The following is a 15,483-nucleotide window of genomic DNA, read 5'->3' on the forward strand; positions in this document are numbered from 1 at the left end:
CGGGGGGGCCAATCTGTTAAGGCCTCGCGGGGACCGTTTGGGCGGCGTTTGCGGGCACCTGATCGGGGGCGTGAGGGGGGCACCACCTGTTCACCCTGACAGGGCCAATATGGACAGGCTGCGCGCCTCCACCGCGGCGGAACGGCCACTTGGTACCGCCGCAACCGCAAGGCCCATTCGGCTTGTTCATTCGTTTCGCTGCTTTGCACGCCATGCCTCCGCCGCATCATAAAAGGCTTGTTGTAACTCCGCGGTATCTTCCTCCGCCTTCTGCGCAACGTGCCAGAGTTTTGGTGGCTTAAGACCCTCCGGCAAGATGGTGCGCCCGAAGCCTTGCTTGACGCCAAAAATTGATTTGACTTGAGCTGTAGACAAATTGGTAAAGCTAAAATCAGCCGATCTGACGAACATAGCGGCAAATATGCAATTCGCCAGATCGGCTGATTTTAGGTCCGCCCCGCTGAGGTCCGCCCTTCTGAGGTCCGCCCCGCTGAGGTCCGCCCCGCTGAGGTCCGCCCTTCTGAGGTCCGCCCCGCTGAGGTTCGCCCCGCTGAGGTCCGCCCCGCTGAGGTCCGCCCCGCTGAGCTTCGCCTCGCTGAAGTCCACCCTGAAGAGATTCGCCCCGCTGAGCTTCGCCTCGCTGAGGTCCGCCCTGAAGAGATTCGCCCCGCTGAGCTTCGCCTCGCTGAGGTCCGCCCTGAAGAGATTCGCCCCGATGAGATTCGCCCTTCTGAGGTCCGCCCCGCTGAGGTTCGCCCCGCTGAACTCCGTGCTTCCGAGGTCCGCCCCGCTGAGGTTCGCCCCGCTGAGGTCGATTTTCGAAAGGATGCGATTGTTGCGCCCATGGTACGTCGCATGTAGGCGTTCGAGGAAACGAAACGCCCCGTCAGCGTTCCATTCGATGGTGACATGTTCCTCTGGAGAAGAACTGGCGCATGCGATTGCAGATGCCACTGCGAGCATGGATGCCTCTGCGCAGCGTTGACAGGTTTCGAGTTCTCGGAAGTCGTCGATAGCTTCCATCTTATGTAGGGGGAACCCATGCTGCTGGACCCAGTTTAGTATGTACTCAAGGGTTCGCTTGACGAAGCGCAAGTCTTCCGCGTTCGACTTGCTTGAGCTCCCCCGTCGCCAAGTTTCGTCGTACAGGAAACGGATGACTTCAGGAGTGAGTGCCGCATCGCGAACCAGTTCCGCCCAGTTGAGAGCGAGACTGTTTGCATAATCTTTCGTGCCCTCCGGGGCATGTCTCTTATGCAGCCTAGTTGCCGCGGAAACGAGCCCTCGCGCCGCCAAGTATTCGCCAAAGCTCTTGTGAATGAACTCAAATCCCGGCTCGCTCACATAAGCCCGCCGAGCGTTCGTCAATAGCAGCAAGCTTTCCAAACTTGGCAAGGAGGGCATCGTGCCGTGCGCGCTGGTTGCTTCCGCACTATTAAAAACAGGCCGTGCGTGCAGGTCCCTTAAGTCGTTGAACGCCGCTTCTTTCCCCGCGCGACCATTGCCATGCCATGCTGCGAGCCCAAGCGCCTCCAGTAGCGCGAAGAACTGTGCTTCCCCCCACGCAGCCTTTGGTTTTGCCTGGTCTTTATCCCGGCGATAGACTTTGCGCAGGATATCTTCATAGACAAGGTTCCGGTTCTCTGCCGCCTCACGCCAACGCTCGCCACAAAAATCTGAAACTATAAGCAGATGGAGGAGGAGCGGTTCAGCGTTCAAGTCTAAAAGATCATCATAGGTGATTGCTTCAGGAGGTTCTGCCTCGACCCTGCGAGCGCGGCACCAATTCTGCCAGTAAAGCAAACGCTGGTCGCACGTAAGATCGTATGCATAAAATGAAAGCGGGCGAATTTCACAGTCGCGGCGACGGCCGTCGGAACTATTCTGCAGGGGGAGTTCAAGGTCGCCTTCCTCAAGCGCTCTTATTGGAGCCATATTCATGAGAAAATGGGTTTGATTAGGCGCTTTGTACATATCTGCCGAGAACGCCGCATAGCGACCGAGGATGATTACCCTGACCCAGGTCCCCTGTGAGTTCTGCCTCCTAAGCATTTCCTGCACGTTCGAAACGAAATTGCGGGTTAGGCCGGCCCTCTCGCTCTCTTGAAAGCTGAGTTCATCAAGCCCGTCGAAGATCAGAAGCAGGGGACTACGCTCACTCTTGGCCCATTCGAACGCATCACCCGGAAATCCCGCGCCGCCGTGGGGCAGTGTTTGTAGATGCTTCCCGATTTCTTCCTCGAGCGTTCCCCCAATCTTCGGCATGTACTGGAGCTCGATGAAGATCACCCTATGGCTTTCACGCAGGATAGTTTCGGATGCGAACACTTTGGCGAAAGAGGATTTACCCGAGCCGGGGCCACCCGCAATGAGGCGCAAAGCGTCCATCCCCTTCGCGCTATCGGTGCCGAGCCAGTCTTCAAGCGTTTGGTGTAAATTGCCAAGATGCGCGCGGTAGCGGGGTTTGTCTTCAGCCTCGTCATCTTCGCGCAGCAGTTCGTGCCAATAGGCCCTTGGGCGCAGGTAGAGGGGCTTCAAAGGGGGCGTTTCGGTGCCATCGGGAGAGAACACAGGCTCGGTATCGACCTTGCGGTGAATCCAGTCGTAGTGCCGCGCCCAAGCCGCCTCGCGGCGCATGGCCTCGGATGCCGGGCCAATCACCGCAGCCTCCAGCGGCTTTAGCCGATCATAATGGGCCGAGAAGACATAGGCCGAAGCGCGGTTCAGGCAGCGGTCGAACTCGCGCGCGTAGCGTTCCTTCTGGTTGGTCTTTTCGTTGAACCGGGTGATGCGCGTCAGGGCCAACACGAAGGAGATGACCGCCTCGCGAGCAGGCTGGAACGCCTCATGCGTCACTGGGCTGCGCAATGCGCCATCGTTGAATTTCGCGGTGATTTCTTCGGGAATTGCCGCTTTCAGGAAGGCTCCCACCGCGCCATCCCGCGCTTGCGGCATCAGTTGATTTTCGCGCGCGATGAAGGCGAGGAACTCGTTCGCCGCATGGGTGATCGTTGCATTCAACCAGACCCAAGCGAGATTCTCGGGTGTCGCGGTTTCAACGCCTTTGAAAGCCTTCCAGATATTGGAGGCTTGGGCAGATGTGCTGAAAGGGTTCAGCGTATAGGCCCCCGCAGCAGCACTCAGGACAGAGGTCAGGGCACCGATGTAATCGCGGTGGCGTTCCGGCGGGATAAACTTGATCGTCATCGCAGAAGAACTCCTTCCAACGCGGCGCGAAACGAGAGACGCGTGCGAAGAGTAACAATGCAGCCAAGCCTAATGAGGAAGCCGGGAAATGCGCAACGTAAAGTTGTCGCAGCAGCAGCGAGGGTGCGGGGGAAATCTCTTGCCTTCGCCTCGACCTGCCGGAGCCTCTTCGGGGCACCTGAACGGGCCAAGAAGGGGGCACCATCTGTACACCCTGACATGGCCAATTTGGACACCCACGCGTTTCAAGGGGGGGGCCCTTTCGCACAGCGGGCAATGGCACTTCAGCCAGAGGTGGCGGGTAAAGGCGCTAACTTCCGGCAAACCAGCTCAGGCAAGACCACGCTTTCAACACATTCCCTAAGCTGGGCATCAATCAGCCCCTCAATGTAGCGCAGCGTCATGGAATGCTTGCTGCTCTTGTCTGAGTGCCCGATGACCGCCGCAATGGTATCTAGGGGGATGCCCGCCTGTGCGGACTTTGTGGCAAACCATCGGCGCGCGGAGTGGAAGTTGACAAGGCTGCGCCGCTTGCCTTCCCGTTTGTCATCCACATTTAAGGCCAGACGGTAGCGCCTGAAGGCTTTCCCGAAGGCATCCGCCGCAGACCCCTTACCGGCTTCTCTGCCGTCCCAAAGGTCATGAAACAGCATTGCATCCGGCTTCTTCCGGTCACATCTGCGCGCAATCATTGGCGCAAGGGCGGGATGAACAGGCACGCGGCGGATGGCGGAGGCCGTCTTCCCCTCTCTGACCCTCAAGACACCGAGAGGGGCACCTTCCGGGTGCTCAATGTCGCCCACGCGGAGATTGGCAACCTCCGCTTCCCGTAACCCCGAGAGAAGCCCTAGCGCCAAACCATCAAGCAAGATGGCTCGGTTCGCTTCCTTCTGCCGGGCAGGCCAAGCAGAGGTGAGCAGAACCGTGACTTCTTCATCGGTGAAAGGCCGTTCTTCCGCGTCTTCCGCCTCATCGCGTTCTACCCGGCGCTTTTTGCTGGCCTGCAACTGCCCGGCCCAAGGATTGCCATCTGCCCTTAAGACATGCCCCTTCGTCATGAGCCAATCCCAATAACCCCGGGCAGCGCCAAGACGCTTTTGCGCCGTGACGGGGTGGAGGTCTTCCAGCACCTCGGAGCAATAGCGGCCCACCTCTCGCCGCCCTAGCTTGTCCAGCGTGAGCCCCTTGGCGGTGAACCAATCGGAGACCATAGCGAGCAATCCCGCCCGCTCTTTCGTGGTCTTCTCCGCAAGCTTGATCGCTTTCAGGTAAGCGTTGGCATGATGATTGAACGGGACGGCCCCTTTCAGGGCGCGTTCAAAGGCTGCCCGTTCGGCCCCGCGAAGGCTTTCGCGCTCTTGCTCCTCCGCTGCCGCAGCCGCGTCTAGCAACGCCTCGGGGGTCTCAGGGTCTTCCCTCAACTCAGCCAAGGTTTCCCGCCACAAGGCACCTTGTTGAGCGGCATTTGCGCGTTTGTTCTCGGGGTCATAGGTTCCCGCACGAATGGCTGCAAAGGTTCCCTTGTGCTCCTCCTCGAAGGCATCACGGCGGCGGCGCGCCTCTCGAATGTCTCCGGTATCCATGCTCAGAACTAACGCAGTCTTGTCGCCCAGCGCGGAACGGCAGTCCTTCGGGATTTCAATTTTTGCCCACCACGTTAGCCCCTTCAGGGTCAGCAAGCGGTCAGAGCCACCATGTCGGGATTTTGCCATTTCATCAGCTTTCAGACCAATCAATCAGACCAACGAAAGCGCCATAACCACCTGAAAGTCAATGATTTCCTGATGTTGGACTGATATGGCGTCTACTCCCTGTCTCTCCGCCATATTTCCCTGAAATTATTGGATAAAGTCGCAAATTTGCGACGATACCCACCAACGCACCCGCCTTTAATTTTGCGCTTGGTTGCTTTGCGATAGCGGCGCTAGTCTCTCCACCGAAACTTTGATCTGTGTTCAAGCGTCAGTTGGAGAACCGGTAGTGCACGAACATTACGCCGCTGAAATTGCAGCTCAGATACTTAAGGACAAGCTTTCGTTTTCGCGGTCCGCGCTAGGTGGTTCCGCGCTCGAACAACTAATGCGCGGCGCAGATATCGCAGGTGATAACGCGTTAAAGCATGTCTTGGGACAGTTCGGCATCTTCGATGCAGGTTTTCTAGATGCAGTCGAATTTGATGCGCGCAATCGCAACCTGCTGCTTGCGCACACCTATCAGGAGACGGTCGCCTGCTATGCCTGATCACTCGCGGCGTGGCGCGAAGCGCGCAGCGCCAAACGAGCGGCTTGGATCGCAGCTTCCATCGGAGCGGCAAATCTCGGGCTAATCTCTTGCTTCCTCGTTCGCTTGCTCAACTAAAGCGGGGTATCAAGATTGCTTGCCGTATGTTGTCAGCCCCCTTGATTTCCATTTGATTGTTTTTCAAACCGCCACCGCGCCCAGCGCTTTTTCTGTGCGGCCCGGATGCACTCGCGGCCTTCGGCTGTGCGTGGCCCGGTCGATTTTCCGCCATGAAACTTGCAGCGGCGTTTGCCCGGTTCACTGAGAGCCTTGCAGCCTGTGCCTCTGCGCGCTTGGCAGCACGCTCAAGCGCCATATGCAATGCGGCTTCCATCATTCTGGATAGTTCGGGCGACAAGTCTAGCCCCCCATCCCCCCGCGCACCTATTGGTCACGCATCGCCCGCGCCACACTTTGCCGGGGGCGCTTTTTATAAACCCTAAATCGCCCGCCCGGTGCGCAATCGCTCGCGTGATGACCTCAGATAAATCGGTGATTGTGTCGCATCTCATCGCGCAGGCCCCATCAAAGCCCCCCACAGGCTCGGCGCGCCAATCCTCATCCGGATCGAAGCCGGGGTTGAGAGACCCGCGCCGGTTCAGGCACCGGTGGCCGCTCGACCCATTCGGGGTGCGGGAGCGGCGGGATGAAGGCTTCGTCATGGCCAGAATGCAAGCCTCTGGAATCCATCACGGAATCCACATCACTGATACGGGCACCATCGCGCGAGCAGAGCTTGAAGAACCGCCGAAAATTATCAACAAATCTATGTATTTCGTTCCATGGCGTTAAAGGCCCGCCAAGGGGTTTCGACACAATCTGCGCCAGTAGACGAAGATTGTTTCCGAACGCGGGACCTGTGCGTCATGCGGCCCAATCCTGACGAGCACGGCGATATCGCTCGGGACGCCTTGGGCACGCGACCGCGCGACGCGCACCACCGCGGCCACATCAGACGGCGTTCGCCCCCGCCTCGGCGCCGCACCGCGGGCTCTGGGCGGCGCAAGCTGCCTTGCCGAATGGCAGCGTCAGGGACGCGGCGATCCGGAAACGTAAACGAAAAATTAACCAAGGGGCATCACCATGCTTTTAGTGAACCATTATATCGCGCGAAGCCTGATCCACGGTCTGGGTGTCTTCACGAGAACATCCATCCGTGCGGGAGACACGGTCTGGAGATATGATCCGATGTACGATGTCGACATCCCAGCGGCCGCCTTGAACCATTTCCCCGCAGATGCTGTGGAAACGGTGTTGCACCATGCGGAATACATTCCGCATCTGCAGGTTTTCCGGCTCGGAAATGATGGCGACATGTTCATGAACCACAGCGATGATCCCAGCCTGATCGATTGCGGCGATGAAATGATCGCGGCGCGGGATCTGCCGGCGGGCTCTGAACTGACCTGCAATTATGCAAACGTCTGTGTGATCGGCTTTGAAACGCAGCACTCCCACGCCGTGGGGATCGCAGCTTGATGAAGCCCAACACCCTCCCGGGCCAGATTGTCGTTCTTGTGACGTCGGTCTTGCTCGCGGTGTTGGTGGTGTTGTGGCTCTCGCTTCTCTCGGTGCGGCACACGATGGATGCCAATGCTGTGGAAGACTCCTCCAAGCGCGTCGCGGGGCGGCTGCACAGCATGCAAGAAGAGGTCTCGCTGATTGCGAGCGACTATCACAACTGGACCGATCTCTATCTGGATGCCAAGGCGCTCGCGATTGATCAGCTTGCCTCGAATTACGGAATCACGGCAGAGCGTGGCGATGTCTTTCAATATGCCGAGATCTTTGACGGGCCGTTTTCAGCGCCGCTGTCCTGGCAGGCGGGCGCGGGGCTGGCACCGCAAACCGGTTTTTTGAGCGAGCAAACGCGACAGACGCTGCGCGGCGCCGTGTCCGCGCTCGACAGTTCCGGGCGCCAGACGTTTGACTTTTTTGGCTATCGCAACGGCCAGCTTGTGATGTTCAGCGCTTCCTACCTGCTGCCTGAAAACGCCGAGCTTCTGGCCCGGGTGGACCGCAAGACGGCCGCCATCGCCACGATCGGCAAGATCATCGAACCCACCCGCCTGCAAGACATGGAGCGCGAGCTTTCGATCTCGGGGCTTGAGGCCCTGCCCGCGCCCCCCCCGCCCGGCACCGTCTCCCAGGCGCTTCCGGGTGTGCGCGGCACGCCGGTGGCATGGTTGCGCTGGTCGCCACCGCAGCCGGGCACGCTTTTGTTTTGGAAGATGTTCCCCATCATGGGGACAATCAGCCTTGTGTTCGGGGTGATCTCTTACTCGGCAGCCCGGCTGCTTCGGTCCAAGGCGGAGGGGCTGATCAAGCGCGAGGCGGTTTCCTCCGGGCGCGCGCGCAGGGATGCCCTGACGCAATTGCCCAATCGCTACGCGATGCGCGAACACCTCGAGACCTTGCGCAAAAGGGAAATCCTGGAATGCGCGGTGATCACAATCGACCTTGTGCGCTTCAAGATCATCAATGACACGGTGGGGCATCTGGGGGGGGATGCCTTTTTGGTTGAATTCGCCACCCGTCTCCACCGTTTGACGGATGAGCACACCTTTGTGTCGCGTTATGGCGGCGACGAGTTTTTCATCATCCTCTCCTGCGAAGCGGGGCTGGACCGGCTGGTGGCGCGCAAGTGCCGCCAGCTGGAGACGGTTTCGACCGCGCCGATCATTTGCAATGGCGTGAGTTTTGAAGTCGTGGCCTCCAAGGGGCTGGCCTGCGACAAGACCCATGCGCTCGATCATGAGGAGCTTTTGCGCCGCGCGGATCGGGCGATGTATTGCGCCAAGCAAAGCGAGACGCTTGAGGTGGTGCGCTATGACGCGCGCATGGAGAGCGAAGATCGTGACCACAAGCGCATTGAGCGGGAGCTGCGCCGCGCTCTGGCAGATGGGTCCGGCTTTGCCACATATTTTCAGCCCATCGTGACGGCGGGCGGCGCGGAGGGTCCGGTCCGCTATGAGGCGCTCGCGCGGTGGACCTCTCCCGAGATCGGGCCGGTCGCCCCGGACCGTTTCATCAAGGTTGCCGAGGCCAGCGGGTTGCTGATGCCGCTCGGCTGGCTGCTGCTGGATCGGGCCTGCAAGGATATGCGCGCACTGCCGGGCGCGTGCTTCAGCATCAACATTTCGCCCACGCAATTGATGAGCCAGGGCTTTGGGGCGAAGTTCACGGAAGTGGTGCGGGCCTATGGTCTTGAGCCCGCGCAGATCGAGATCGAAGTCACCGAACAGATCGTGCTGCGCGACGACACGACCATCTCTCAGGAGCTGATCGCGCTGAGCGACAGCGGCTTCACCCTCGCGCTGGACGATTTCGGCACCGGTTACGCCTCCATCGCCTATTTGACCCGGATGCCGTTTGACACGCTGAAGATCGACCGCTCCTTCGTGCGCTCGCTCGACGGGGGCAAACACGGAATGCGCATGATCCGGTCCATCATCGGGCTTGCCCGCGCGATGGATCTGAAAATCGTCGCGGAGGGGATCGAAACCGAGCTGGATGCCACCCGCCTCAGCATTGCCGGGGCGGATTTGCTGCAGGGCTATTACTTTGGCCGGCCGGCACCGATCGAGACCTATATCACGGCGCAAACCCCTTTGGCGGATCGGGACACGGCACAGCTGCGAACACATTGATCTGGCGCAACGGCGCCTGTGCGGCCCCGATGCAAAGACCGGCGCAATACGCGGCGCACAGACCCCGGCAGCCCGCGCCCCCGCACCGGCGCGAACCCGCTGACCAGAACGCGAATTTGTGACCATGCGAGCGCGCCTTAACGCAGCGTCAGCCTTTGGGCATGTGCATCGCTCTGCTAGCATGGGCCCGTCCCCGGAGACCCACATGACCCGACACCAGCTTGCCCATTCCTTCCGTGAGCATTTCGCCGATGGCGTGATGCATGTGCTTGGCGTGACCTTCGCGGTGGCGGCGGTTTCGGCGCTGATGGTCTGGGCCGCAATGGCGGGGCTCGGGCCTAAGATCTGGCCGCTCGTCGTCTATGCGGTGGGGCTCATCGCCTCCTTCGGCTTTTCGGCGGGCTATAACCTGACCCTTTACGCCCCTGCCCGTGCGGTGCTTCGCCGTTTCGACCATGCGGCGATTTATCTTCTGATTGCGGGCACCTACACGCCGATGGCGTTGATCGGCCTTGGCGGCGGCGTGGGCATTGCGCTCACCATCACGATCTGGGCGCTCGCGCTCATCGGCATGGTGATGAAGCTTGGCTTTTTCCACCGTGGCGAGCGGCTCGGCTTCGTGCTCTACCTTGCCATGGGCTGGCTTGGCGTTCTGGCGATCTGGCCGCTGTTGCAGGCGCTGCCGCTGGCGGTGCTGATCCTGCTTGGCACCGGGGGGGCGATCTATACCCTCGGCACGGTGTTTTACAAGCTCAAGGGCCTGCCCTTCTCGCGCGCGATCTGGCACGGCCATGTGCTCGCCGCCGCCGCAACGCATTACGCTGCCGTGATCCTGATCGCGGCGCGCTGAGCTAGAGCGGCGCAATATCGCCTTCGGCGCGCAGCGCATGGAACTTAGCCACGAAGGTGGCCAACTCGCCTGCGGCAATCGCCGCGCGCAGCCCCGCCATCAGCTCCTGATAATAGTGCAGGTTGTGCCATGTGAGCAGCATGCCGGAGATCATCTCGCCGGTGCGGAACACGTGGTGCAGATAGGCGCGCGAATAGTTGCGGCAGGCCGGGCAGGTGCAGGCCTCATCGAGCGGGCGCGGGTCGTCCTGATGGCGGGCGTTCTTGATGTTGACCTGCCCGCGCCGGGTCCAGGCCTGCCCCGTGCGCCCCGAGCGCGAGGGCAGCACGCAATCCATCATGTCGATGCCGCGCTCGACCGCGCCGACGATGTCATCGGGCTTGCCCACCCCCATCAGGTAGCGCGGCTTGTCTTCCGGCAGACAGCCCGGCGCATAATCGAGCACCGAGAACATCGCCTCCTGCCCCTCGCCCACCGCAAGGCCGCCCACGGCATAACCATCAAAGCCGATCGCTGTCAGCGCCGCAGCAGATTCCTCGCGCAGCGCGCGCGTCACCCCGCCCTGCATGATGCCGAAAAGCGCATGCCCCGGCCGGTCGCCAAAGGCGTCGCGGCTGCGTTGCGCCCATCGCATCGAAAGCCGCATCGATTTGGCCACGTCCTCCTCGGTCGCGGGCAGCGCGGGGCATTCGTCAAACGCCATCACGATATCAGAGCCCAGAAGCTTCTGGATCTCCATCGAGCGCTCCGGGCTCAGGTGATGCTTCGAGCCGTCAACATGGGAGGAAAAGGTCACGCCCTCCTCGGTGAGCTTGCGCAGGCTCGCCAGGCTCATCACCTGAAACCCGCCGGAATCGGTGAGGATCGGGCGCTCCCAGTTCATGAACTTGTGCAGCCCGCCAAGCCGGGCAATCCGCTCGGCCGAGGGGCGCAGCATCAGGTGATAGGTGTTGCCCAGAAGAATATCGGCACCGGTCGCGCGCACGCTCTCGGGCATCATCGCCTTGACCGTCGCAGCCGTGCCCACCGGCATGAAGGCCGGTGTGCGGATCTCGCCGCGCGGGGTGGAAATCACCCCGGTGCGGGCCTTGCCATCGGTGGCGGACAAACGGAAGCTGAAACGGGTCATCGGGGCGCTCCTTCGGCGCGCGATGTAGCAGCGATGGGGCAAAAGGGAAAGCCCGGGGAGAGGGCCGAGCCTGAATGACAAAAGCACCGCCCACCCGCGCCTTCGCAATTCCTGCGGCCATGCGCCCCTGCGGCTCAGAAGCCATTTACTTGCCGCGCCCGGTCACGCAAAATCGGGGCCAGGCCGGGACCGTTTACTTGATCATTCCAGTCGGAATAGTCAGTATGATCTCTGCCAGGTTCGGGGCGACCCGACTCAAGCCCAAGGAGCGCCCGATGATGCTTTCGCCCGATCTGCCGCATGCGACGCAGGCGCCGCGCGCCGAGCATCATCCGCTGGGCACCCTGCGTCGGGGCTTTTCGGGCCATGTGCACAGCATCATCCCCGCCGATCATTCCGCCGCGCTTCCTGCCGCGGAAATGGAGCGCCGGCTGATCGAGCTTGGCTTTGTTGAGGGCGCGCGGGTCACGATCCTGCATGAGGGGCTGTTTGGCCGCGACCCGATCGCGGTGCGCATCAATGGCACCACGGTGGCGTTGCGCCGCCGCGAGGCGATGGCGATCCTGGTTGCCTGAACCTCGATGACCGACCGCCCTCTCCCCGCCCGATCCGACCCGTTTCGGCTCGCCCTCGTTGGCCCGCCAAACTGCGGAAAAACTGCGCTTTTCAATGCATTGACGGGCGCGCGCCAAAAGGTTGGCAATTACGCGGGCGTCACGGTCGAACGCAAGGCGGGGTTTTTCACCACGCCGGGCGGCAACCGCATCGAGCTGATCGACCTGCCGGGCACGTACAGCCTGCGCGCCCGCTCGCCCGATGAGATCGTCACCCGCGATGTGGTCCTGAACCACCACCCCGAAGAGCCGCCGCCCGAGTTGATGCTGGTGGTGGTGGATTCGGTGGCGCCGCGCGCGGGGCTGCGCCTCGCGATGGAGCTGCTCGCCACCGGTCTGCCGATGATCGTGGTGCTCAACATGATCGACATTGCCCGGCACCGGAAGATCGAGATCGACACCGCGGCCCTTTCCGATGAACTCGGCGTGCCGGTGATCACCTCGACGGCGGTGCGCAAAGGCGGGCTCGAGATGTTGCGCGCCCAGCTGGATACCACACTGGCGCAGGGTCTGCCGGAGCCGGGCCCGAACCTCTGGACACCGCCTGACGCCGCCGACCTCAGGCTCAGCCACCGCGCCGCTGACCGGTTGATTGATCGTGCCATCACCCATCCGCCAGAATATGACAGCCTCACCCACCGCATCGACAGGGTGCTGCTGCACCCCGTCTTCGGGCTTGGCTTCCTGCTCGGATTGCTGTTCGTGATGTTTCAGGCGGTGTTTGCGGGCGCCGCCCCCTTCATGGACATGATCGACGCGAGCTTTGGCGCGCTCTCTGAACTTATCACCACCCATCTGCCCGACGGGCTGGCGCGCAGCTTTCTGACCGATGCCGTCATCGGCGGCGTGGGCGGGGTGATCATCTTCTTGCCGCAGATCGTGATTTTGTTCCTGTTCATCCTGCTGCTGGAAGATCTCGGCTATATGGCGCGGGCGGCCTTCCTGATGGACCGGATCATGGGCGGGGCGGGGTTGCACGGGCGCGCCTTCATTCCGCTTTTGTCATCCTTTGCCTGCGCCATTCCGGGCATCATGGCGACGCGGGTGATCGACAATCCGCGCGACCGGCTCACCACCATTCTCGTGGCGCCGCTGATGACCTGCTCGGCGCGGATCCCGGTTTACACGCTCATTGTCTCCGCTTTCATCCCGGCGCGTCAGATTGCGGGCATCATCAACCTGCAAGGGCTCGTGATGTTTGGCCTTTATGCGGCGGGCATCGTCTCGGCGCTGGCCGTGTCGGCGCTGGCAAAGTTCCTGTTCGCGCGGCGCATTCCCTCGCCGCCCTTCATGCTCGATCTGCCTGACTATAAGGTGCCGCGGGCGCGCTCGGTCGGGATCGCGCTCTGGACCCGCGCCTCGGCGTTTTTGCGCCGCGCCGGCACCACGATCTTTTCCATGACCGTGGTGATCTGGGTGCTTGCCACCTTCCCGCTTGCGCCCGAAGGCGCCACCGAACCCGCGATCCTTTACAGCTTCGCCGCGAAAATCGGCCAGTTCATCGAGCCGGTGCTCGCACCGATCGGCTTCAACTGGCAGATTTCGGTGGCGCTGATCCCGGCGATGGCGGCGCGCGAGATTGCGGTGGCGGGGCTCGCCACGGTTTATTCCGTCGCCGAGGGCGCGGGCGGGGGCACAGGCGGGGGCGAGGCGGCCCTTGCCACCCTGCTTGCCAGCCAATGGAGTTTGGCCACGGCGCTTGCCTTCCTCGTGTGGTTCATCTTCGCGCCGCAATGCATCTCGACGCTTGCGGTGATCCGGCGCGAGACCGGCGCGGGCAAGTGGATGTGGGTCTCGGTGGGCTACATGTTCGCGCTTGCCTGGAGCGCGGCCTTTGTCACCTATCACCTCGCGGTGGCGCTCGGCTGGGGCTGAGCCTCAGGCGATCACGCGAAGCGGCGGATCGAGCGGATATTCTTCAAGGTTTTCCCCCGCCCCGATCCGGTCCACCACCGCATAGCGCCCCGGCGCGCCAATCGGCGCAAGCACCCCGTGCCAGGTGTTGCGCAAAAGGTTGATCCCCTGCCCGGGCGCCGTCAGAAAGGCGCGAAACCGCACCGGATGCCCGCCTGCATCCTCGGCCACGCAAACCAGAAACGGCACCCCGTCGAGCGGCAAAAACGCCTGCGAGCCCAGCGGATGGCGCTCGACGAGATCGAGCGTGTAGGGCAGCGCGCGCGCCTGCGCATCGAAAAGCGAGATCCCCGCGCGCCCCGGCCCCTCAAAGCTGAGCCTTGCAAGGTCGTCATGGCGCCCGCAGAGCCCGGCGTTGATCTGCTTCGTCGGGGGGCCGAGCACATCAATGATGTCGCCAAAGGGGGCAAAAGCCTCCTTCGTGAGCGCCTCAATCCGCATCTCTTGCATTTGCGCCGCCTTTCCGCTGCCATTCATTGCCCAGAAAAGGCGCAAGATCAGGCAGATGCAAGGAGATTGCGCATCTGCCCCGATTTTGCGCTGGAGGCCGCCGCCCCGGCTCGTTAGCGTTCTCACAAAGGAGAAAGACATGCTCGACAGCGCCCTTCTGTGGGACTGGGCATCCTTCGCGATGCGCTGGTTCCATATCGTGACCGCGATCGCGTGGATCGGTTCATCGTTTTACTTCATCGCGCTCGATCTGGGCTTGCGCAAGGTGGCGCATCTGCCGCCGGGCGCCGCGGGCGAAGAATGGCAAGTGCATGGCGGCGGCTTCTATCACATCCAGAAATATCTGGTCGCGCCCGAGCGCATGCCCGAGCATCTGACATGGTTCAAATGGGAGAGCTACAGCACCTGGCTTTCCGGTGCGGGGATGCTGATCCTCGTTTACTGGCACCGGGCGGATCTGTTCCTGATCGACCCGGCCAAGGTCGATCTTGCGCCCTGGCAGGGCATGGCGATCTCGGCGGGCTCGCTCACCATCGGCTGGGTCGTCTATGACCTCGCCTGCCGCTCCAAGCTCGGCCATTACCCGGTGGCCTTCATGGGGCTGTTGCTCGCCGCGCTCGCCGCGATGGCCTGGGGCTATACGCAGGTCTTCACCGACCGCGCCGCGTTTTTGCATCTGGGCGCCTATACCGCGACGATCATGACGGCGAATGTGTTTCTGGTGATCATCCCGAACCAGAAGATCGTGGTGGCAGATCTCAAGGCGGGCCGTACCCCCAACCCGGACTATGGCCGCATCGCCAAACTGCGCTCGACGCATAACAACTACCTCACCCTGCCGGTGCTGTTTTTCATGCTGTCGAACCATTATCCGCTCTCATTTGCGGGGCATTACAACTGGGGGATTGCAACGCTCGTGTTCCTGATGGGGATCACGATCCGGCATTGGTTCAACAGCCGCCATGCACGCAAGGGCGCGCCCTACTGGACGATTCCGGCAACGATCTTGCTGTTTCTCGCCTGTGTCTGGCTCTCGACCTTGCGCGACCCGGTGCCGGAGGACGAGGCCGCCGCGCTGCCGCTTTCGCCCACCGCCGCGCGCTTTGCCCAAGCGCCGGGGTTTGAGGAGGTGGCCGAGATCGTCACCGCCAATTGCGCCATGTGCCATGCGCCCGAACCGGGCTGGGAGGGCTTTGCCACCGCACCGCGCGGGCTTTTGCTCGACACGCCCGAGGCGGTCGCGCGTGCGGCCGAGCAGGTTTACATCTTCGCCGGTCTCACCGATGCGATGCCGCCCGGCGCTGCAAATTTCATGGAGCCCGCGGCACGGGCCGCAATCCGGGACTGGTTTCGCGCCGCCGAACACCCGGCACTGGCGCAAAACTGAGG

11 protein-coding genes and 1 pseudogene are annotated in these 15,483 nt (G+C 61.9%); 7 read left to right on the plus strand and 5 right to left on the minus strand.

What is annotated here, in order from left to right; all coding sequences use genetic code 11:
- Positions 1-186: 186 nt before the first annotated feature.
- Both ACFSM0_RS16575 and ACFSM0_RS16580 read right to left on the minus strand, forming a co-directional pair.
- A complete protein-coding gene (locus tag ACFSM0_RS16575) occupies positions 187-3,207 on the minus strand; it encodes a pentapeptide repeat-containing protein (protein WP_377393058.1) in 3,021 nt (1,006 codons plus the stop codon).
- 284 nt (positions 3,208-3,491) lie between these two features.
- The gene (locus ACFSM0_RS16580; RefSeq protein ID WP_377393061.1) at positions 3,492-4,943 is read right to left on the minus strand and encodes a tyrosine-type recombinase/integrase; all 1,452 of its coding nucleotides are present in this window, start codon (positions 4,941-4,943) and stop codon (positions 3,492-3,494) included.
- Between the two features lie 244 nt (positions 4,944-5,187).
- Between ACFSM0_RS16580 and ACFSM0_RS16585 the strand changes: the two genes are divergently transcribed.
- Complete coding sequence (locus ACFSM0_RS16585) at positions 5,188-5,448, plus strand: hypothetical protein (protein ID WP_377393064.1); 261 nt, start codon at positions 5,188-5,190, stop codon at positions 5,446-5,448.
- Positions 5,449-5,597: 149 nt separating this feature from the next.
- Here ACFSM0_RS16585 and ACFSM0_RS16590 read toward each other — a convergent pair.
- Positions 5,598-5,768: pseudogene (locus tag ACFSM0_RS16590) on the minus strand (HGGxSTG domain-containing protein); the annotation flags it as partial.
- An 802-nt stretch (positions 5,769-6,570) separates the two neighbouring features.
- On the opposite strand from ACFSM0_RS16590, the gene ACFSM0_RS16595 reads away from it, so the two are divergent.
- The 3 genes from ACFSM0_RS16595 (at position 6,571) to trhA (ending at position 9,987) form a co-directional block, all read left to right on the plus strand.
- Positions 6,571-6,966: an SET domain-containing protein-lysine N-methyltransferase gene (locus tag ACFSM0_RS16595; protein WP_377393067.1), complete on the plus strand. Its 396-nt coding sequence runs from the start codon at positions 6,571-6,573 to the stop codon at positions 6,964-6,966.
- Positions 6,966-9,137 carry a putative bifunctional diguanylate cyclase/phosphodiesterase gene (locus ACFSM0_RS16600; RefSeq protein ID WP_377393070.1) on the plus strand — a complete coding sequence of 724 codons (2,172 nt, stop codon included), beginning with the start codon at positions 6,966-6,968 and terminating at the stop codon, positions 9,135-9,137. The genes ACFSM0_RS16595 and ACFSM0_RS16600 overlap by 1 nt, the downstream gene beginning before the upstream one ends.
- Positions 9,138-9,342: 205 nt before the next feature.
- Positions 9,343-9,987, plus strand: coding sequence for a PAQR family membrane homeostasis protein TrhA (trhA, locus tag ACFSM0_RS16605; RefSeq protein ID WP_377393073.1), 645 nt, complete (start codon positions 9,343-9,345; stop codon positions 9,985-9,987).
- Position 9,988: 1 nt separating this feature from the next.
- Here the strand turns inward: trhA and tgt are convergent, their stop codons facing one another.
- On the minus strand, positions 9,989-11,116 hold the full coding sequence (tgt, locus tag ACFSM0_RS16610; protein ID WP_377393076.1) for a tRNA guanosine(34) transglycosylase Tgt: 1,128 nt from the start codon (positions 11,114-11,116) through the stop codon (positions 9,989-9,991).
- A 275-nt stretch (positions 11,117-11,391) separates the two neighbouring features.
- Between tgt and ACFSM0_RS16615 the strand changes: the two genes are divergently transcribed.
- Positions 11,392-11,691, plus strand: a complete 300-nt coding sequence (locus tag ACFSM0_RS16615) for a FeoA family protein (RefSeq protein WP_377393079.1) — start codon at positions 11,392-11,394, stop codon at positions 11,689-11,691.
- 6 nt (positions 11,692-11,697) lie between these two features.
- Positions 11,698-13,605 carry a ferrous iron transporter B gene (feoB, locus tag ACFSM0_RS16620; RefSeq protein WP_377393082.1) on the plus strand — a complete coding sequence of 636 codons (1,908 nt, stop codon included), beginning with the start codon at positions 11,698-11,700 and terminating at the stop codon, positions 13,603-13,605.
- A gap of 3 nt (positions 13,606-13,608) precedes the next feature.
- Here the strand turns inward: feoB and ACFSM0_RS16625 are convergent, their stop codons facing one another.
- Positions 13,609-14,094 carry an ureidoglycolate lyase gene (locus ACFSM0_RS16625; protein ID WP_377393085.1) on the minus strand — a complete coding sequence of 162 codons (486 nt, stop codon included), beginning with the start codon at positions 14,092-14,094 and terminating at the stop codon, positions 13,609-13,611.
- A gap of 139 nt (positions 14,095-14,233) precedes the next feature.
- Between ACFSM0_RS16625 and ACFSM0_RS16630 the strand changes: the two genes are divergently transcribed.
- Positions 14,234-15,481 carry a urate hydroxylase PuuD gene (locus ACFSM0_RS16630; protein WP_377393090.1) on the plus strand — a complete coding sequence of 416 codons (1,248 nt, stop codon included), beginning with the start codon at positions 14,234-14,236 and terminating at the stop codon, positions 15,479-15,481.
- Positions 15,482-15,483 lie beyond the last annotated feature (2 nt).

The sequence above is a fragment of the Rhodobacter lacus genome (assembly GCF_042683065.1).
Classification (GTDB): Bacteria; Pseudomonadota; Alphaproteobacteria; order Rhodobacterales; family Rhodobacteraceae; genus Rhodobacter; species Rhodobacter lacus.

Excerpts from the sequence above, each read along its gene's own strand:
- ACFSM0_RS16595 (WP_377393067.1), top strand. The coding sequence starts at position 6,571 with ATGCTTTTAGTGAACCATTATATCGCGCGAAGCCTGATCCACGGTCTG.
- ACFSM0_RS16575 (WP_377393058.1), bottom strand. The coding sequence starts at position 3,207 with ATGACGATCAAGTTTATCCCGCCGGAACGCCACCGCGATTACATCGGT.
- feoB (WP_377393082.1), top strand. The coding sequence starts at position 11,698 with ATGACCGACCGCCCTCTCCCCGCCCGATCCGACCCGTTTCGGCTCGCC.
- ACFSM0_RS16600 (WP_377393070.1), top strand. The coding sequence starts at position 6,966 with ATGAAGCCCAACACCCTCCCGGGCCAGATTGTCGTTCTTGTGACGTCG.
- trhA (WP_377393073.1), top strand. The coding sequence starts at position 9,343 with ATGACCCGACACCAGCTTGCCCATTCCTTCCGTGAGCATTTCGCCGAT.
- ACFSM0_RS16615 (WP_377393079.1), top strand. The coding sequence starts at position 11,392 with ATGATGCTTTCGCCCGATCTGCCGCATGCGACGCAGGCGCCGCGCGCC.
- tgt (WP_377393076.1), bottom strand. The coding sequence starts at position 11,116 with ATGACCCGTTTCAGCTTCCGTTTGTCCGCCACCGATGGCAAGGCCCGC.
- ACFSM0_RS16630 (WP_377393090.1), top strand. The coding sequence starts at position 14,234 with ATGCTCGACAGCGCCCTTCTGTGGGACTGGGCATCCTTCGCGATGCGC.
- ACFSM0_RS16625 (WP_377393085.1), bottom strand. The coding sequence starts at position 14,094 with ATGCAAGAGATGCGGATTGAGGCGCTCACGAAGGAGGCTTTTGCCCCC.